18 protein-coding genes, 1 tRNA gene and 1 pseudogene are annotated in these 18,477 nt (G+C 59.4%); 10 read left to right on the top strand and 10 right to left on the bottom strand.

The window, feature by feature from the left end:
* Positions 1-65: 65 nt before the first annotated feature.
* Together Q0X85_RS01055 and Q0X85_RS01050 are read right to left on the bottom strand one after the other, a co-directional pair.
* Positions 66-1,472, bottom strand: coding sequence for a TolC family outer membrane protein (locus tag Q0X85_RS01055; protein WP_297767817.1), 1,407 nt, complete (start codon positions 1,470-1,472; stop codon positions 66-68).
* A gap of 35 nt (positions 1,473-1,507) precedes the next feature.
* Positions 1,508-2,161, bottom strand: coding sequence for a protein-L-isoaspartate O-methyltransferase (locus Q0X85_RS01050; RefSeq protein ID WP_297767815.1), 654 nt, complete (start codon positions 2,159-2,161; stop codon positions 1,508-1,510).
* Positions 2,162-2,320: 159 nt separating this feature from the next.
* On the opposite strand from Q0X85_RS01050, the gene Q0X85_RS01045 reads away from it, so the two are divergent.
* The 5 genes from Q0X85_RS01045 to Q0X85_RS01025 all read left to right on the top strand — a co-directional run bounded on the left by Q0X85_RS01045 (position 2,321) and on the right by Q0X85_RS01025 (position 6,426).
* Positions 2,321-2,394: transfer RNA gene (locus Q0X85_RS01045), tRNA-Cys, on the top strand.
* A gap of 379 nt (positions 2,395-2,773) precedes the next feature.
* Positions 2,774-3,142, top strand: coding sequence for a hypothetical protein (locus tag Q0X85_RS01040; RefSeq protein ID WP_297767812.1), 369 nt, complete (start codon positions 2,774-2,776; stop codon positions 3,140-3,142).
* A complete protein-coding gene (locus Q0X85_RS01035; RefSeq protein WP_297767810.1) occupies positions 3,117-4,097 on the top strand; it encodes a hypothetical protein in 981 nt (326 codons plus the stop codon). The genes Q0X85_RS01040 and Q0X85_RS01035 overlap by 26 nt, the downstream gene beginning before the upstream one ends.
* Positions 4,094-4,861, top strand: a complete 768-nt coding sequence (locus Q0X85_RS01030) for a hypothetical protein (RefSeq protein WP_297767807.1) — start codon at positions 4,094-4,096, stop codon at positions 4,859-4,861. Before Q0X85_RS01035 ends, Q0X85_RS01030 begins: the two co-directional genes overlap by 4 nt.
* Positions 4,862-5,040: 179 nt before the next feature.
* Entirely contained in the window at positions 5,041-6,426 is a 1,386-nt protein-coding gene (locus tag Q0X85_RS01025) for an IS1182 family transposase (RefSeq protein ID WP_297767804.1), read from the top strand.
* A 192-nt stretch (positions 6,427-6,618) separates the two neighbouring features.
* Here Q0X85_RS01025 and Q0X85_RS01020 read toward each other — a convergent pair whose 3' ends face one another.
* The 3 genes from Q0X85_RS01020 to Q0X85_RS01010 form a co-directional block, all read right to left on the bottom strand.
* Complete coding sequence (locus tag Q0X85_RS01020; RefSeq protein WP_297767801.1) at positions 6,619-7,737, bottom strand: tyrosine-type recombinase/integrase; 1,119 nt, start codon at positions 7,735-7,737, stop codon at positions 6,619-6,621.
* Complete coding sequence (locus Q0X85_RS01015) at positions 7,730-8,047, bottom strand: hypothetical protein (protein ID WP_297767798.1); 318 nt, start codon at positions 8,045-8,047, stop codon at positions 7,730-7,732. The genes Q0X85_RS01020 and Q0X85_RS01015 overlap by 8 nt, the downstream gene beginning before the upstream one ends.
* A 206-nt stretch (positions 8,048-8,253) precedes the next feature.
* Positions 8,254-8,622, bottom strand: coding sequence for a hypothetical protein (locus Q0X85_RS01010; protein WP_297767796.1), 369 nt, complete (start codon positions 8,620-8,622; stop codon positions 8,254-8,256).
* Positions 8,623-9,330: 708 nt separating this feature from the next.
* Between Q0X85_RS01010 and Q0X85_RS01005 the strand changes: the two genes are divergently transcribed.
* The 5 genes and pseudogenes from Q0X85_RS01005 to Q0X85_RS00985 all read left to right on the top strand — a co-directional run bounded on the left by Q0X85_RS01005 (position 9,331) and on the right by Q0X85_RS00985 (position 14,751).
* Positions 9,331-10,575 (top strand): hypothetical protein, encoded by a 1,245-nt coding sequence (locus Q0X85_RS01005; RefSeq protein WP_297767794.1) that lies wholly within the window; start codon positions 9,331-9,333, stop codon positions 10,573-10,575.
* The gene (locus tag Q0X85_RS01000) at positions 10,482-11,732 is read left to right on the top strand and encodes an IS256 family transposase (protein WP_297767791.1); all 1,251 of its coding nucleotides are present in this window, start codon (positions 10,482-10,484) and stop codon (positions 11,730-11,732) included. Before Q0X85_RS01005 ends, Q0X85_RS01000 begins: the two co-directional genes overlap by 94 nt.
* 30 nt (positions 11,733-11,762) lie before the next feature.
* Positions 11,763-12,992 (top strand): annotated as a pseudogene (istA, locus tag Q0X85_RS00995) (IS21 family transposase); the annotation flags it as partial.
* Positions 12,982-13,773 carry an IS21-like element helper ATPase IstB gene (gene istB / locus Q0X85_RS00990; protein ID WP_297767787.1) on the top strand — a complete coding sequence of 264 codons (792 nt, stop codon included), beginning with the start codon at positions 12,982-12,984 and terminating at the stop codon, positions 13,771-13,773. The pseudogene istA and the gene istB, both read left to right, overlap by 11 nt.
* A 435-nt stretch (positions 13,774-14,208) precedes the next feature.
* The gene (locus Q0X85_RS00985) at positions 14,209-14,751 is read left to right on the top strand and encodes a GAF domain-containing protein (RefSeq protein WP_297767784.1); all 543 of its coding nucleotides are present in this window, start codon (positions 14,209-14,211) and stop codon (positions 14,749-14,751) included.
* 258 nt (positions 14,752-15,009) lie between these two features.
* On the opposite strand, the gene Q0X85_RS00980 is transcribed toward Q0X85_RS00985, so the two are convergent.
* The 5 genes from Q0X85_RS00980 to Q0X85_RS00960 all read right to left on the bottom strand — a co-directional run bounded on the left by Q0X85_RS00980 (position 15,010) and on the right by Q0X85_RS00960 (position 18,429).
* Positions 15,010-15,714 carry a recombinase family protein gene (locus tag Q0X85_RS00980; RefSeq protein WP_297767779.1) on the bottom strand — a complete coding sequence of 235 codons (705 nt, stop codon included), beginning with the start codon at positions 15,712-15,714 and terminating at the stop codon, positions 15,010-15,012.
* Between the two features lie 74 nt (positions 15,715-15,788).
* Positions 15,789-16,325, bottom strand: a complete 537-nt coding sequence (locus Q0X85_RS00975) for a phage terminase small subunit P27 family (protein WP_297767776.1) — start codon at positions 16,323-16,325, stop codon at positions 15,789-15,791.
* A 9-nt stretch (positions 16,326-16,334) separates the two neighbouring features.
* Positions 16,335-16,817: a phage terminase small subunit P27 family gene (locus Q0X85_RS00970; protein ID WP_297767773.1), complete on the bottom strand. Its 483-nt coding sequence runs from the start codon at positions 16,815-16,817 to the stop codon at positions 16,335-16,337.
* The gene (locus tag Q0X85_RS00965) at positions 16,784-17,158 is read right to left on the bottom strand and encodes a hypothetical protein (RefSeq protein WP_297767770.1); all 375 of its coding nucleotides are present in this window, start codon (positions 17,156-17,158) and stop codon (positions 16,784-16,786) included. Before Q0X85_RS00965 ends, Q0X85_RS00970 begins: the two co-directional genes overlap by 34 nt.
* Positions 17,155-18,429, bottom strand: coding sequence for a site-specific DNA-methyltransferase (locus Q0X85_RS00960; protein WP_297767767.1), 1,275 nt, complete (start codon positions 18,427-18,429; stop codon positions 17,155-17,157). The genes Q0X85_RS00965 and Q0X85_RS00960 overlap by 4 nt, the downstream gene beginning before the upstream one ends.
* Between the last annotated feature and the right edge of the window lie 48 nt (positions 18,430-18,477).

Genomic DNA, 18,477 nt, shown 5'->3' with positions numbered 1-18,477 from the left:
TACCACTCTTGCCTACGGAAAGTTTACCCCCGGGGGCGCTTTCACACAACCGATTCAAAAACTTTTCAGTTTTTTCCAAGCGCTCGCAAGACTCGATCGAGTTTTTGACCCTGCGTGCTGCTGCTGATCGGAGCATCCTTGACCAGATCGTAATAGGCGCTCGGGTCATACGTCTGAACCCCAAGATTGAGATCGCGCGCTGTCAACTCACCGATCGCGGCCAGCACCGAGTATGCGGCGATAACAACATCAGCATTGGCTGAAATCAGGTTGGCTTGCGCATCAAGCAAGTCCTGTTCCGCGTCAAGCACATCAAGTGTGGTCCGGGCGCCCAGCTTGGCCTCTTCGCGCGTCCCCTCAAACGCCACTTGCGCGGCGCGAACGGCCTCGCGGCTGGCTGTGCGGCTCGCGCGCGCGGCGCGCAGGTTTGCATAGGCATTGCCGACGTCCTGCTTGATCTGCAGCCCCACAAGATGCAGCTCCGCCAATTGTGCATCGCGTTGCGCCATGGATTGCCGCTTGGCGGATGTAAGGGCACCGCCACGGTAAATGGGACCGCGCAATTCGATGCCAACGCTCCCCGAACGCGCAAAGTCGGATTCCGCAAGATCTTCGGTCGCCCCGAGGCGCGCTGTCAAATTCAGCGAGGGCCGCTTGGCAGCCTCTGCCGCGCGAATGTTGAGCTCGGCCGCAGTCACATTGTGCTGTGCCTGCAACAGATCCGGGTGCCGCCGCAACGCGACGCTCTTGGCCTCTTGGACATTTCCATCCAGTTGCGGCAGGTCTCCGGGCGTGTTGAGCGCCCCGGGGTCGCGTCCCACCGCCTCGCGGAATTCTTCGATCGCGCGCGAAAGATCGCCCTGCGCCGCAGCCAATCCGCTTTGCGCCAATGCAACCGCTGACTCCGCCTGCGCCACATCCGTGCGCGTCACTTCACCCACCTCGAAGCGGTCCCGCGCGGCGCGCAACTCCTGCCGCAACAGGCGCAGGTTGTTTTGCCGCAGAGCCACAAACTCCTGGTTTCGGATCACGTTCATGTAGGCCTGTACACCGGTCAGCAGAACCACCTGCTCGACGCTGATCAGGGTCTGACGCGTCGCAAGAACCGTTTCCTTCGCGGCCTCAGTCAGAAAATCGCTGCGCCCGAAGTCATAGAGAAGCAGACTCCCGGTGATCCCGAGATTGAGGTTGGTCGATCCGCTGTTACGCGTGCGGTTCAGCGATCTCGTGCGGCTGAAATCGCGGCTAATGTCCGTTGTCCAGTCGATGATCGGCCGCAGACTGGCCACCGCCTGCGCGACATCCTCATCCGCCGAACGCAACAAGGCGCGGTTCTGGTCGAGAAGACCGCTATTCAAATACGCGCTCTTGAGCGCGTCTGCCAGCGTCTCCGCCTTCACAGCATAGGGTGCCGCAGTCAGGGCCACCACGCCTATCGCGCTCGCAATCGCCCGAAATCTTCCAGTCCACATGCCGGTGCTCTCCCAAATTGGCGGAAATGACCCTCTCAAAGGGTGAAGGCCGCGTGCCGTTCGAAACCGGGCATGATCGGAGCGGCCGCGTTGAAGGCGTAGCGCCAGTTCATCCGCCCGTCTATCTTGTAGCCGATCCGCGCCACCCCAAGCGCACCCTCCATAAACAGACATGCGATCCGCCCGCCTTCCTTGAGCTGATCGGTCACTGTTTCGGGCAGATGCGCCACCGCGCCCTGCAAGGTTATAACGTCGTAAGGGCCATGATCCGGCGCCCCGTCCACAAGCGGCGCCTCGTGCATGACGACATTGTCCGCGCCCTGCTCCGCCAGGGTCCTTTGTGCCTCTTCGACCATCGCAGCACTGTCCTCGACCCCGACGACCGCTTCGGCCATCCGGGCGATGACGGCAGAAGAATACCCAAAGGTCGGCCCGATATCGAGCACCAGGTCATCGCCTTCGATATCAAGCGCATCCAGCATCTTGGCGAGGGTGCGCGGATCCAGCATGACACGCCCGTCTCCAATATCGAGATTCTCCCCCAGATACGCGGCCTCGCGCAGCGACGTCGGCACAAACGCTTCCCGCGGAACCGCGAGCATTGCATCGATTATGGGAAATTTGGTCACATCAGATGGACGAACCTGAGTGTCCACCATCGTCGTGCGCCGCGCGGCATAGTCTGTCATGATCTAAACTCTTGCGTTCGGAATCCTATGTTTTGTTTTCTGGCACATAACCCGCTTCGCAGCAACGCCTACGCGACGCCAAACTGCACAGGTGAAACCGAACTTTGCCCACTTGCACCCTGCCGCCCGATCAGATAATCCAACGCAACCACTTGGAGCGGCGAGTTGGCGGAGTGGTGACGCAGCGGATTGCAAATCCGTGTACACCGGTTCGATTCCGGTACTCGCCTCCATTACTTTTCAACTACTTAGGCTCGTTGAGTCCTGTGAAGCCCCCATCGGTTTACAGACCGGTTTACAATCATTCTCTTAGATAAGCCCAGATTGTGGCCTTGAGGCGCTTCAATCAGGTCAATGGATAATGCCGAAATGGGGAGCCGCGTTTACGCATGAGCCGGTCAAATTGTGAAAACGGGCCCACTGCTGACATTCGTATTCGCCTGAGCTAAGGTCCGGTACCAAACTGAAGCAGTCAGTCACCTGCCCTTGTACGTGTGGGTAGGCAGCAAAACAGCAGACGACGAAAGGTGGACTTTCACTGCATTTATGATGACAGTTGGTCGGCATACCCAAAGGTGTCAGTGTGTCATTGATTGCGAGGCGCGATTGAAAATGCTTTCTACAAAAAATCGTAACAACGAGAAGATCGTGCCGATATTGCTGCGATACGGGACCCCGCGTCGTAACGAACCATCCATGCCAGGCCGCTACTGCAACGAGCATGAAATGTGGATGGTCCCGACGCACGCGGGTGAATGCCACGCGATAGATATGCCCAACTCCCAGCTTTCACTGGTTACGAAGACGCTTACGCATACCGAGCAGGACGATGAGTCGTTCTCCACGACCAACTTGCTTCAGACCAAGACTGAGGCCGAGCTGGAGCGGGAAGACCAAGCTTTGGGTGCATTGATTGCGTCACTTCAAACAAAAACGGATGCGGGACGGGAAGCCGATGACACGGCTGAAATGCTTGTCTGAGCATTCTGGCGGCATCCTGCTCGCGACGAACAAGCAGGACATTACTACCGACTACCTCGTGCGCGAGATGCGCAATCGTGGCGTGCCCTTTCTTCGTGTAAACACCGAGGACTTGCCCCAAACGATCGTTACCTTCGCGGAGGACGCGACGCTGACTGGAACGATCTCAATCGGGGGTGTCGCTTACCCACTCGCTGGTTTTACATCTGCTTACTACCGACGCCCGGAACTGCCTGAGCCAAAAACGGTCGAAAGCGGCGAGGCGCGCGCTTACGCTGTACAAGAATGGAGCGCCACGACGCGTAGTCTGTGGAACGCGTTGGAGGGGCGCTGGTTAAACTCTCCTTTCGCCATACTTCGTGCGGAGGACAAGCCTCGCCAGCTTTCTGTAGCCCGTGCGTGCGGCCTTCCGATTCCGCCCACGATCATCGGAAATGACTTTGACGCCGCGCGCGGCCTTTTGGAAAGGCATCATTGCGTGATCAAACCACTGCGCCGCGCCTTGGTTGACGCAGCTAACGGACCTGGGCAGGTTATCTTCACATCGGAGTTGGCCAATCTAAGCGCAGGTGACCGTGCGGCATTTGAGGCCGTTCCGGTGATCGTTCAATCGCTGATTCCCAAGCGTCGCGATCTCCGCGTGACAATCGTAGATCAAATTGCAATTGCGGTCGCAATTCACTCTCAAGAGCACGAAGAGACTCGGGTCGATTGGCGTCGCGGCGCGCGGACGGACCTTCTCTACGAAAGTGTCACTCTCCCAACCGCAGTCGCGAACGCTTGCGTGGCGGTGGTTCGGAGTCTCGATCTGCGCTTCGCAGCTGTAGACCTGATCGAAGATCGCGACGGGAAGTTTTGGTTTCTTGAGGCCAACCCGAACGGGCAATGGGCTTGGTTGGAGCAAGTTGAAGGCGTGTCGATCGCATCGGCACTCGTTGACGCGTTGGTTAAATGAGCGAGACCCATAAGCTTAGAAAGGTAATCGGCGCCATCTTGAATATGCTCTTCCCTTATGCATCAGGGGCCGTAGCCGAGCCACCGGAGAGGGTCGCTACAACAGAGTTGCTCGCGAACGATGCCGAGTTGGCAATGGAGATGGCAATCAGCCTGCATGACGCGGAAGTTCGGCGACGCCAGAGCGCGGATACCAAGGCCGCGCTGTATCTGGCTTTCCTCGCAGCAGTGATTCCCGTGATTGGAACTTTAAGCCCCACCATATCTGACAGTTTCCACAACCCTGTGCTGGCCATCGATGTTGTGCTCTTTGCCATCGTTCTGGTCTACGTTCTAATGGCTGGGTGGTACGCCGCGCGCGCAACTGCACCGAGCGTGGTTCATTCGATCAGCGAAGCCGATTTATCAGACGTATTCAGTAATAAAGATACCCGAGCCGCGACAGCCATTAAGTTGATTGACGCTACAAGGCTGAACTACCCGCTCAACAATAAGAAAATTACTTATGTTCGCTTGACGCAGGCGCATATCTTTCGCGCTTTTCTCGCTATCATGCTGATCGTCGCTGCGGATTGGGGGGCTAATGTGGCTGCCGTGATCTTCAAGGAAAGGCATCAACCGAGCGGTATCTTAGCAGAGGGTGTTTGCTCCGAGGTTGGCCTGCCGCAGCTAAGTGGCGATAGTGTCCTCAGATATCGCATTCCAGACGTCAGCAGTACCCGGTCTTGCTTACCGCTATCGATTGGAGCGGGAGTGGCTGAATGACCTACTGCCCGTCACAAGGTCTTTGAGTCTATCAGCCTGAAGCCGTGTCTGCGCAGACAACAGCCTCACCGCCGTCAAAGAGCGAGCGTCCGTTTCTTGCGTATTTTGTTGAAAAACTCGTGCTTGATCGAAGCGTAAGTTGCTGATTCAATTCTTCTGGCCAGCGGGAGAATTGAGCAATGTTGGGACCGAGACAGGAAGCTCAGGCAGCACTATTCTACGAGTTCTCGCTTGAGGATCACGTCCCTATGGATCACCTGCTTCGATCCATCGACCGGTTTGTCGATCTGAGCAGCATCCGCACCCATCTTGCCGGTTTCTACAGCCACACAGGCCGCCCGTCGGTCGATCCCGAACTGCTGATCCGGATGCTGCTCGTTGGCTATTGCTTCGGCATCCGGTCGGAACGGCGGCTGTGCGAAGAGGTGCATCTGAACCTCGCGTATCGCTGGTTTTGCCGCCTCGATCTGAGCGACCGGGTCCCGGATCATTCGACGTTTTCCAAGAACCGGCACGGGCGCTTCCGCGAGAGCGAACTTCTGCGCCACCTGTTCGAGACGACCGTCGCGCGTTGCATCGCCGAAGGGCTGGTCAGTGGACAACGCATGGCGATCGATGCCAGCCTGATCGAGGCGGATGCCAACAAGCAGAACTCTACGCCGAAGGACGACTGGGACGCGGCGCGGATCGACCCGGCCGATGCGCCCCGTGCGGTTCGCGAGTATCTCGACACGCTGGATGAAGCCGCCTTCGGGGCCGCCAGCGAGGTGCAGCCAAAGTTCACCTCGCATTCAGACCCGGCCAGTCAGTGGACTGCAGCCCGCAAGGGACCGGCATTCTTCAGCTATTCCGACAATTACCTGATCGACACGGATCATGGTGTCATTGTCGACGTTGAGGCGACCCGCTCGATCCGGCAGGCGGAGGTCGGATCGACCAAGACCATGCTGGATAGGGTAAAGAAGAAGTTCGACCTGCATCCCGAGCGCCTGATCGCGGACACGGCCTATGGCACTGGACCGATGCTGGGCTGGCTGGTCGACCGCAAGATCGCGCCGCACATCCCTGTCTTCGATAAGTCAGGACGCAACGACGGAACATGGACACGGGCGGACTTCGAATGGGATGCCGAGAACGATCAATACATTTGCCCCGAGGGGCAGGAACTCAAGCAGTTCCGTCGCAATTATTCCGACCCAAACAGAGGACCGACCGGAAAAGGGACTGCACGATACCGTGCTCTGAAAGAGGTCTGCCAGGTCTGTCCATCCAAGGTCAAATGCTGCCCCAATGCCGAGGCGCGCAAGATCACCCGCGAAGAACACGAAGACGCCCGCCAAGTCGCCCGCGACATCGCCAAGACCCGCCAGTACGACATCTCGATGAAGTTGCGAAAGAAGGTCGAGATGCTCTTCGCCCACCTCAAGCGCATCCTTGGGCTGGGACGGCTCCGATTACGTGGGCCATGCGGCGCAAACGACGAATTCCTCCTCGCCGCCACCGCCCAGAACCTCCGGAAATTGGCCAAGGTCTTTCCCGCACCGCAGCAAATGCGCAAAGCCTGACAGGAAAGGCGCGCGCGCCCGATTTGGATCGGCTATTTCTGCGCTCGCAAACTTTAGTTTTTCCACAGAATCTGCGCGGAGTCGCCATTGGCTGCAGCTGCAGTGAAGGTCAGCAAAACGCCCGACCCTTTCGAGATCAAGGGCCGAAGTCTGGAAATGAGACGGATTTATCGGAGCACAAGGCAATACGCCTCAAAGCCTGTTGTTCCCTTCAGCCTTCTTCTGCGCCTCGATGAGCTTCGCGAGAACCTCATCGGCAACATCTGGAACCAAAGCGGCATACCGCTCGATAATATTCGCGGCGTGGCGCAGCTTCCACCCCATGGTAACCGCGATCTCGTTCAGGCTGCACCCGGCGCGCAACAGGTTTGTCGCCGCAGTGCCTCGCAGATCGTAGGGCCGAAGCTCATCGCGGATCCCCACTTTTGAACTGTCAACGGTGGCGGCCTGGTTGGCTCGAAGTTTGAGGGCACGGACTACCTGCGATGCGCGATGCGGCGTCAACTCTCGCCCGGTCTTCGATACGATCAGGAAATCCTGTTCCGCCGGGGTCTCAGCGATCACGCGTTCCAGGTTTGGAGTAACCGGCAAACTCACCGGATTGCCGTTCTTCTGACGCCGAAAATAAATACGACGGCCCATTGGCGTCCGTTGAATGTTCGAGCGAACCCAAAGTCCGATATCCTGCGGTGTCGCCCCCTCACAAAACGCAACGAGGATCCTATCTTCCCAAGGCTCGGCAACAGCTCGCGCCGCATCAACCTCTTCGGGCAGCCAGATCAGATCCGCCCGGTTTGCCTTATAGAGCTTTTTCATCCCGCTATGCGGATGGCTCGAGATGGCTTTCGTTTCTCCTACCACCCAGTTGAGAAAAAGTGTCACAACGGTGCCAGCATAATCGTACTGCTTCGGAGAGTGCGCCCAAGCAGATTTCCAGTCCCGAATTTCTTCAAGGACTGCTTTCTCCTGAAACATCGCGATTGGATCTTCTCCGAACTCCGTCTCGAAAGGAGACAGGTATTTTTCATAGTCGGCCTTCGTCCGGGGAGACAATTTCTGGTACTGTGCAGACTGTCTAAACTTCCTCAGAAAGTGCGCAGTCAAGCCGGAGTTTTGACGGATAACCGCGGGCGAGACCCCTCGTAGCGCGTCGGTCAACGCCGCAGAATACTGAGGATCTTCGACGGCGAAACCGGCGTCTGAGGTCCAAAATTGCGGGCCACCTCGGAACGCATAATGGTATGTCTTCTTTTGGCCGCCGCTCAATTTCTTAGTGACGCGATGCACACCTTTGATATTGCTCTTACCCACGCCTCTTTCTCCTCTTCTCGACGAGGCTTTCCGCCTGCTCCACATAGGCTTCCTCAGACGGTCCTTTCTCGATGCCCTGGGATGCATCGAGACGGATACGTACGAGTTTTGGGTCGTAGACGTTTGCACGACCTGGCACTGGTGTAATGTTGAGTTTCCGGCACCACGCCCGAAATCCTGACGTCACACCTTTGTAATCCATGGCCCGAGCCAGTTCCTCACCGGTCATCAGCGCCAAAGGAGCTCCATCAACCATCAATGGTTGCCGGTTTGCTTCGAGGTTTTGTCTTGAAGACGGCATCTCAGTCATCCTGTTATTTTCCGATGCTCCGGAAGGGCGTTCGATCGCTTGGATACAGAAATCAGACAGCAAAGAAATATCCACATGGTGAATTTAACTACATGATTTAACATGATATTTTCATTCGTTGATAATTTTGCAGTTATGTTCTGGGTGTTCTCGGAGTGGCCAACGCCAGCAGAGACTTACTCCTGGCGTTGCCGTTCGAGCCGGTCTCAGATGCGGAATGCGAACTTGATGTCTCGCTCGAGGTCGGTGAGACGTGCGGCGTGCCAGCAGATTGCTCGGTCGATCTCGGGTTCGGAATACGCACCTGCGATCTCGGCAAGAGGTTCGCCAATAAGGCAAAAGAGTTCTTCCGTGATAGTGCGCAAACGCAAGACGAGATTGCGCGCGTCGCAGGTTGCCATGACCGCTTCAGCGAGATCTCGTAAAGCGGACGTCTCGTCGACATCGGGGTCCGCCCTGGCCTGACGAATGAGGCTCTCGAGACTGGCTCCGTGGTTGTCGAGATAATCCTCGAGCCGCGCAAGAACGGCGCTCTGAAGCGCAGCGGTGCTGGGTATAATCGTAAATTGGTTCATGACGGAACCTCGCGCGTCCAGTCTGCAGCGTGTGCCGCAGTTGCTCAACTGGCGCGGTCAGACACCGCCGCGTGGAGAGGCCACGGCGGTGCGGGATCGCCATGCGGAACTGCATAACGCCCCAGATCCGAGAGCCTACGCGGGAGCAGCATCCGCGATATCCAGCGCTCTCGAAGCTTTCGGTCAGGTTTTTGACCTTCTCCGGTTTTGGACGCAGTCATCCTATGGAGCCGCGTCTCACCAAAAAGACGCGGCTCCATAGGATGATGGCGCCACTCTTTTCCTAATTTGGTCCGTTAATTATGACGGCTTGTACCATGACACTTTCTTGGGTGTTCCAATCGAAGGGCTGAAACACCGGGAGGGTCGAGGGAGGGGCCGCCTCCATCGCTGGCGCTGGGAGCGCGAGCAGGTGGGGGTGAAGGGGGAGGAGTGCGGAACGACGCTCCCCCTTCCCGTCGGAGACGCCAGGGGGTGCAGGGGGAGTGGCGAACGATGACCCTGCCGCTGTCCGCGAAGGACGCCTCCCCGGCGAGGGGCCCTCGGAGAGCCGTCTTGCGTATTGGAAGTGGCCTTTAGGTCCGGACAATACGCATAGTCGGTCTCTATGTTTATCGCGGGTGCAATTCCTGGACGCGCCCCGCTTTTTCGAATCCCGCCACATGTCCCTAATTCCGCTCCACCTCAAACCCAGTCGGAAGGTGGATCATGTCAGGCTATCAATTCGCACATATGGAACTGTACTCGGCAAAAGGAAAATCTGCTGCCGGACCGGAAGACCATCATGCCAAGCGCAAGAATGGTCAGCGCGCCTGGACCGCGCAAGAGATCATCGACGAACTCGAGCGCCTGGAACACGCATCGCGACACGTAATCCGGGGCAGACCAGCACCCGAGATCATACCAGGCGACGTTGACAATTTCCCGGATCTTCGCGCCGCCCAAATCGCGGCCGCGTCGATCAAGGAGAGCTTTCCGTACACCAAGAAAGATGGAAGCAAGGCGACCCGTCAACGCAAACTCCGCGCGGATGCCCCATCGATCTATGCAAGCGTCGTGTCGTTGCCGGTGCGGACGGAACATGCCCTGGCGGACGACGAGCTCAGGGCACAGAGCGTCGCGCTTCTGAACAAGTCGATAGAGCACGAGAAGAAGCGTATCGAGAAGGCCGGCGGACGTTTTATGATGGGCGTCATCCACTGGGACGAAGAACATCTTCATGCCCATATCATCGCGCTGGATCCAGTGCGGGGGCGTGTCAAGCATCTGCATCCCGGGCATGCCGCGAAAGACGATCTCATCCAGGAAGGTAAAGATCGCAAGCTCTCCAAGAAAGAGGTCAACAAACTCGGCAACAGGGCCTACTGCGACGCGATGCGGGCGTGGCAGGACGATTTCCATTCTGCCGTATTCCAGAAGGCGGGCCTGCTTCGCTACGGTCCGCGCAGGGGGCGGCTTACGCGTGCAGAGTACCGGCGTGCGAAAGAGTCCGCGATGATGCGCGCTGCGGATGAAGAATGGCGCTCAGAAATCGAAAGCGCGATGGCTTCTGCTGAAGAGATGAAGGAGGCGGCAGCCGAGGAGATCGAGCGCGGGAGAACCATGCGAGCCACCGCCACTGAGCGAGTCGAGGCCCTCGAATTCGGGACTGCCTCTGTCCTCTCGCAAGAGATTGTCTACCGTCCGAAGAAGAAGGAGAAACCTGAGGGGTTGGCCTTCGGGCCGAACGCGCCGTCTTCGAAGAAAGAGCGCACCAAGATCGCAGGGAAACGCGCGAAAGTTGGTGATGCCCTGAGGGGCGGCATATCATGGCGGTGTTCAGACGCCGTCAATTCTCTGGTGAGAAAAGGATATGCCACATGTCAAAGACTACCATCACCCAACTGCCCGATCCATCGGGTTTTTCATCCGACCCATTCACGGACGTTCTACGCGATGGCGCGCGCAAGCTGATCGAACAGGCGATCCATGCCGAGCTGGCCGCGCTGATGAACGCCTTTTCCAAAGAAAAGCTCGAAGATGGTCGTGCGCGCCTGGTGCGCCATGGACACTTACCCGAACGCGAGGTGATGACCGGCATTGGTCCAGTGCCGGTGAAAGTGCCGCGCGTGCGGGATCGGGGCGTTGGCGAAGACAAGATCACCTTCACGCCCAGCATCCTGCCGCGCTATCTTCGCAAAGCGAAATCGGTCGAAGAACTGCTGCCGTGGCTTTACCTCAAGGGTGTGTCCACGGGCGATTTCACCGAGGCCTTGGAGGCGCTGCTGGGCCCGAATGCCACGGGCCTGTCCGCAAAGACCGTCACGCGACTGAAGGCCGACTGGTGGCAAGACTATGAGGCCTGGCAGAAACGCGACCTTGGCAGTCGGCGGTTTCTCTACATCTGGGCCGACGGGGTCTACTTCAAACCGCGGATGGTTGAAGAAAAACAATGTGTTCTGGTGATCGTCGGGGCGGATGAATATGGCCGTAAGGAGCTGCTGGCGATGACCGACGGTTTCCGCGAGAGCACGCAAAGCTGGCGTGAGGTGCTGCTCGATCTCAAGCGGCGCGGCCTGAAACAGGACCCCAAGCTGGCCATAGGCGACGGCGCTCTGGGGTTTTGGACGGCCTTGCGCGAGGTGTTCGCTACGACGCGGGAGCAGCGTTGCTGGGTCCACAAAACCATGAACGTGCTGAACGCGCTCCCGAAATCCATCCAGGCCAAGGCCAAAGGCCATCTGCACGACATTTGGCAGGCTGAGACAAAAGCCAAGGCGAACGCCGCCTTCGACTTCTTCGTCGAAACCTACGGCGTGAAATGGGATAAGGCGGTCGCCAAGCTGGTCAAGGACAGGGACGCGCTGCTGACCTTCTATGACTATCCGGCGGAACACTGGAAACACATTCGGACGTCAAACCCAATCGAAAGCACATTCGCCACCGTCCGGCATCGCACAAAACGCACCAAGGGATGCCTCAGCCGCAAGACCGGTCTGGCCATGGCCTTCAAGCTGATGATGTCGGCGCAGAATAAATGGCGCAAACTCGACGGCCAAAATCGCCTGCCCGAGATCATCCAAGGGGTTGAGTTCCGCGACGGGCTCCGCCACGTTCAAGCCGCCGCCTGATCAGGCGTCACCAACTTTTGCCCATATCTCTTTGCGCGTGCATGGCGGGCTGATCGGCATCGCGCAGAACAAACGACCGGGCGCGGGACATTTGTGCCTTTGGTGTTCCAACCGGGTGAGGCGTTCCAGTTCGACTGGAGCGAAGACTAGGCCACGATCGGCGGCGAACGCGTCAAGTTGCAGGTGGCACACACCAAGCTCTCACACAGCCGCGCCTTTATTGTTCGGGCCTATCCTTTACAGACACATGAGATGCTGTTCGATGCCCACTGGCATGCATTCCGCGTGTTCGGCGGCGTTCCGGGACGAGGCATCTATGACAATATGAAGACGGCCGTAGATCGTGTCGGTCGCGGGAAACAGCGCGACATCAATGCGCGCTTCAAAGCGATGGCCAGCCATTACGTCTTTGAACCTGAGTTCTGCAATCCGGCGGCGGGCTGGGAGAAGGGCCAAGTTGAGAAGAACGTCCGCGATGCCCGGAACCGGCTGTGGCAGGTCATGCCTGTCTTCAAGGATCTGGAGGAACTGAACCAGTGGCTTGAAGACCGTTGTATAGCCCTTTGGTCCGAGACCGCGCATCGCGCGTTACCCGGCACAGTCGCTGATGCTTGGGCCGCATAGAAGCCAACGTTGATGACTCTGCCGCCAGCCTTCGATGGCTTTGTTGAGCACAGCAAGCGCGTGTCTCCGACCTGTTTGATCACCTTCGAGCGCAACCGCTACAGCGTCCCAGCCAGTTTTGCGAACCGGCGCGTGAGCCTGCATGTTTATCCAGAACAGCTTATCCTTGTTGCAGAGGGTCAGACTGTTTGCACCCATGACCGGATTATCGATCGTTCTCATCGTAAGCCAGGCAAGGTCATCTACGACTGGCGTCACTATTTGGCTGTCATACAACGCAAGCCCGGTGCCCTGCGCAATGGTGCGCCGTTTACAGAGATGCCGGACATCTCCTGTCGATTGCAAAACCACATGCTGCGTAAGGAAGGTGGAGATCGCGAGATGGTCGATATCCTGTCCTTAGTTTTGCACCATGATGAGAGCGCAGTTTTGCGAGCGGTTGAACTGGCACTGGAAGCCGGGGTGCCAACCAAGACGCATATCTTGAACCTGCTGCACAGGCTGATTGACCCAAAGCAGACAGATCACCCAGAGATCGATCCACCAGATGCCCTCGCTTTAGAAACGGCCCCAAAGGCAAATGTGGATCGCTACGACGACCTCAGACAGGCAGGAGGAAAGCGCAATGCGTCATGATCCTGCAGGAGCCTCCATCGTCATCATGCTGCGCAGTCTCAAGCTGCACGGCATGGCGCACGCGGTCGATGACTTGGTTGCACAAGGTGCGCCCGCGTTTGAAGCCGCCACACCTATGTTGTACCAACTGCTCAAGGCGGAAATGGCCGAACGGGAAGTGCGATCAATTGCCTACCATACCAAAGTTGCGCGCTTCCCATCCTACAAGGACCTCGCAGGCTTTGACTTCGCATCGAGCGACATCAACGAAGCCACGGTCCGACAGCTCCATCGCGGCGAGTTCATAGAGAACGCGGAAAACGTCGTTCTGATTGGTGGACCCGGCACCGGCAAAAGCCATGTCGCCACCGCAATCGGCGTCCAAGCAATTGAGCACCACAGACGCAAGGTGCGCTTCTACTCCACCGTCGAACTCGTCAACGCTTTGGAGCAAGAAAAGGCCCTCGGGAAGGCCGGGAAAATGGCTGAGATGCTCACCAAAATCGACTTGGTCATCCTTGACGAGCTTGGCTACCTGCCGTTCAGCCCGTCCGGCGGTGCGCTGCTGTTCCACCTTCTGAGCAAACTCTACGAGCGCACCAGCGTCGTCATCACGACCAACCTCAGCTTCAGTGAATGGGCCCAGGTCTTCGGAGACGCAAAGATGACAACAGCGCTCCTCGATCGCCTCACGCACCGCTGCCACATCCTCGAAACAGGCAACGACAGCTACCGCTTCAAAGCCAGTTCAGAGGCCGCAAAGAAAACTACAAAGGAGACGCCAACATTGACCAAAACCTAACTGCTGATAAACAATAAAGGCGGGTCAAATCTCGGTGACAATACCGGGTCAGTTCTCAATGACATTCAACAACGATACTCCTTGGGGATACGAACAACGCTCCCATCTGCGGACCGAGGGCCAAAAATCTGTATGCTCATCGTTGTGTCTTTCCATTTTGGACATCTGATGCACTTTGGTTTTGGCCTGGGTATCTGACACGTTTCAAAAAATGTGCGGAAACGTGGTTTGGAGCTGAGTGGACAAACACCGGTCAGACCAAAAAGGCGTGTCAGCAACCTGGAAGCGGCCAGTGTGTTTGCCGACGAGATCTAGCCGTCGCCCGTGCTACGCCATCCCGATGCCATTTTTTAGTGAAAGTTTGCGTCAACAATTCGGGTCAGAGTGCTCCTGTGCCGTGAGCATGACTTCAACCCCAAACAAAGGACAGCGAAGATGCAGGAACAACGGATCACAGACCACCCAGGAAAACCTGGCAAGAGCGCGGATGACATCATAGCAAATGTTCTGCGTCACCTGTCGCTCGTGGACAGCCCGTCTGAGCCTGAATTCAATCGGTTCACTCGCTTGGTGTGTCATGCGGCCGAGGTTCCGATCGCGCTCGTCTCCTTCGTGGAGGAGAGTGCCTATCGCCAGTACTTCAAATCCGCGAAAGGGCTGCCAGATGGATTGAGCCAGACGGATCTGGATCGTTCCTTTTGCAAGATCGTGACCCGAACCGGCGCAATGCTTGCCGTGTCCGACGCGCGGACCGACGAGCGGGTCAAGAATAATCCCATTATTGATGAAATGGGCGTAATCGCATACCTTGGAGCGCCGATCTCGGGACCCTCGGGCGAGACACTCGGATCACTTTGTGCGCTGGCCCGGGTGCCGCGGGACTGGAGCGACAGACAAAAGCGTGCAATTACGGACCTCGCTGACTGTGTCACCGATTACATTGCCTTGCGTCATGCCCGTCTGGCGAATACCAATTAGGGTCCGAACTGCTTCCGGTCGATAGTGTCCAACGCCCGCCTGGAGGCTTCCAGCGCAAAAGCAGGAAAACGCAAAGGTCGGTGCTTGCTGCGTCAGCGTACTAGTCCGCGGCCTCGGGCGCATATCTAGGCCTCGATCCGATCCTTCTGGACGTCCGCGTCTGCGATCACTCTGTCGAGGCGGCTGCGGCCGGCAAGCGGACTGCGCGAGTTGAAGCATGCTGCCCAGCCCAAGCTGCAAGACCACATCGTTCGCCGCTCACCGCTCCTGCTCCAATCGCACAAGCAGGTTCCGGACGTTCGAGACGTGCCACCGCCCTCCACGCCGTGTCTGGATCCCGCGCTCGTTCATCGCTTCCGCGATGCCGCGGAGCGACGTCACCCCCGCCGATCTCAGCCCCTCGATCACCGGTGCGAGGGTCCGAGCAAAGTCGTCGGCATTCCACACCACGGTCCGTCGGAGCGGCGCACCGCCTTGCCCCGCGCGTCTCAGCGCCGCCGCACCGTTCGGATTACCGAGCTTCACGCCCCCGGCCTTTGCCGCCGCCAGCGCTTCCTTCGTGCGCCGGGAGATTGCCTCGCGCTCCTGCTGCGCCACCAGCGCCATGATCCCCACGGTCAGATCGTTGGCCTCGGGCATGTCGCAGGCCACGAAGCGCACACCGCTGGCCTGCAGGGTTAGCAGGAAGGCGGCGTTGCGCGAGAGCCGGTCCAGCTTGGCGATGACCAGCGTCGCTCCAGTCAGACGCGCGAGATCGAGGGCCTTCTCGAGTTCCGGACGGTCGTTCTTGCGCCCGCTTTCCACTTCCGTGAAGCGGCCAAGCACGCGGGCCTCCTTCGAGGCTGTGAACGCGTCAATGGCTTTTCGCTGCGCCTCCAGGCCGAGCCCCGAGCGCCCCTGCCGGGCCGTGGAGACCCGTTCATAGGCGACGAGGCGAAAGGATGGGGCAGTGCCATTGACCATGTACAAACCTGCGTAACGTTGGTTGCGCAGATCTGTACATCCGAAGGCACCTGATTGGAACCCAACTCACTGATTTAAAGACGGGAATCCAGTGCGTAGCGGATGATGCCATCGCCTTGGTCGTCCGAATCCCGATCGTCGGCCGGCGCATCCAGCGGCTTCTCAATACGGGTTCCGTCCTTATCCTCGTAAACCACGACGAACTCGATCTTGTCCACGGGCTCCGGACCCACCTCCATCGGCATGTCGATCCGCCGCCGTGCCGATGGCGTCAGACCAAGTTCCGACATGTACCGCCCCATCAGTTCCAGCTGCTTGTTGGCCACCGACAGCCAGGGCGACTGCTGGACATGGCCGTTGGGCGTCTTGAGCAGTGTGGGCGTCTCGGCGAGCCGTTCCTCGGCTTCCACCCATCTGGCATAGGCCTGGCAATAGGCTGCGAGCGCCGCACGATCCGCGAGTGTCAGAATACCGGCCGCGTGGAGCGGTGTGGCGAGGCGTCGCCACTCCTTGCGCGCCGTGTCACTGAGATGCGCCGGGCAACGCGGCAGCGCGCCCATCGGCGTGTTGGCCATCGTTCCGGCCTTCGGCTTCGGTTTGGGGCCGCGCATCGGGACCTCCTATGCCGTGTCGAACCAGCTGAATGGGTTGTCCTCATCGGGCGCCTCGACAGCGGAGACCTGCGAGCGTGAAGACGGCGTGAAGCCGAACTCGGCCGCGTAGCGCACCATGTCCGCCATCGCCTTGTTCGCCGCACCGACCAGCGGGTTGTGGATCACGTTGCCGGCCTTGGTGCGGACGATGAGCCCCTCGGTCACGCCGTCTTTCTCCGCCATGCGCGCGAGCGCCGCCTCCGCAGCGACCCACCGGCCGTAGGCCTGACAGTAGGCAGCCAGCGGGGCGCGATCCAGATTGCTCATGATGCCAAGCTGCACGATCTCTTCGATCACCCGCTCCCACTCCAGCCGAGCGGCCCCGGTCAGGTGCTCAGGCGGATCGGGCTGCGCCAGGTCCGGCGTCGGCTCATGTTCGTTGAGGCGGTGTTTGCGGGCCGTCCCCGACAGGAGTTTCAGCTTCGTCGGTTTGGGTTTGCGTCCACGCATGCCTCACCTCCCTTCACGCTTTCCGTCCCCCGGTCCGAATTCTGGCCATGAAAGAAATCGCCTGCCCCCGCCGGTCCCGTGGCAGAGGTCGTGGAGATTGACCCTCCCCCCGGGCCCCAGGGTGCGCCCCGACGCGCCAACCGCTCGAAGATACGCCGCAGACAATAGCTTCTCAGGAAAGACACGATCGTGAAGGCCGCGCCGATCCCGAGATGCTGCGCAACGGTGACCGACAGGCCCATGACGGGAAAGACCAGAAGCTGCGTGGCGAGCGCCACGATCCAGCCCAGGACGAGGTTGGCGAGAGCCTCGAGAGCCGATGTCGCGCGCCCCTGCGTCATGCCGCACTCTCCAACCGCTTGGCCGCGATCTCGTCGAACCCACGCCCATCACCGTCGAGCGTGGCGCTCTGTTCTGCAAAGGTCTGCCAGCGCCGCACGGCCACATCCACGTAAGCTGGATCGAGTTCCATGGCATGACAGGCCCGCTTCGTACTCTCGGCGGCAATCAGCGTGGTGCCTGATCCCGAGAAGGGCTCGTAGACCGCTTGCCCCGCGCTGGAGTTGTTGAGGATCGGGCGCCGCATGCACTCTACCGGCTTCTGTGTGCCGTGAACCGTCTCGGCATCCTGATCCCGGTTGGGGATCGACCACAGCGTCGATTGCCTGCGATCCCCCGTCCAGTGACCCTTGCCCCGAACCGCGTACCACGCCGGTTCATGCTGCCAGTGATAATGCCCGCGCGAGAGCACATGCCGGTCCTTGGCCCAGATGATCTGGCTGCGGATGTCGAAGCCGCAGGCGACAAGGCTCTCGGCCACCGTCGTGGCATGCAGGGCCCCGTGCCAGACATAGACCACGTCGCCCGGGAAGAGCGCCCAGGCATCCCGCCAGTCCGCGCGGTCGTCGTTGAGGACCTTGCCGGTGCGCTTCGTCTCCGACGCCCCGGCCCGGTTACGCCAGTCCGGGTCGTAGTCGACGCCATAAGGCGGATCCGTCACCATCAGGTGCGGGCGCACATCCCCCAGCAGCCGGGCCACGTCGGCCTCAGAGGTCGCGTCACCGCACAAGAGCCTGTGCGAACCGAGGCACCACAGATCGCCCGGACGCGAGACCGGATGCGCTGGCGGCTCAGGGGTTTCTTCTTCCTTCGGGTCGGCCGCGCCGAGCGCCAGCAACTCGTCGAGTTCGCCGGCCGCGAAGCCCAGCCCCTCAAGGTCCACCCCGAGCTCCGACAGCTCGCCCAGTTCCAGCGACAGCAGCTCCCGGTCCCAGCCCGCCTGCTCGGCCAGGCGGTTGTCGGCGAGAATATAGGCGCGCTTTTGTGCTTCGCTCAGGTGCGCCAGCTCGATCACAGGCACGGTGCGCAGGCCCAGTTGTCGCGCCGCCAGCACCCGGCCATGCCCCGCGATGATGCCGTTCGCCCCATCCACCAGCACCGGGTTGTTGAACCCGAACTCGCGGATCGAGCCGGCAATCTGCGCCACCTGGGCCTCGGAATGGGTGCGCGCGTTGTTGGCGTAGGGGATGAGATCGGCGACCGTGCGCTGCTCGATCGAGCGCGCGCCGGGCTGCGTTTCTGCCTCGAAATCCGCTGCTAACTGCTTCGCCATGACCCCCGCCCCGGAATTGTCCGTTCGTCTCTGCCTGCCTCATCCACA

Source organism: uncultured Roseovarius sp., from assembly GCF_947259555.1.
In the GTDB taxonomy this organism is placed as follows: domain Bacteria; phylum Pseudomonadota; class Alphaproteobacteria; order Rhodobacterales; family Rhodobacteraceae; genus Roseovarius.
Note: the sequence above shows the minus strand (reverse complement) of the source record. Positions and strands in the feature narration are given on the sequence as shown.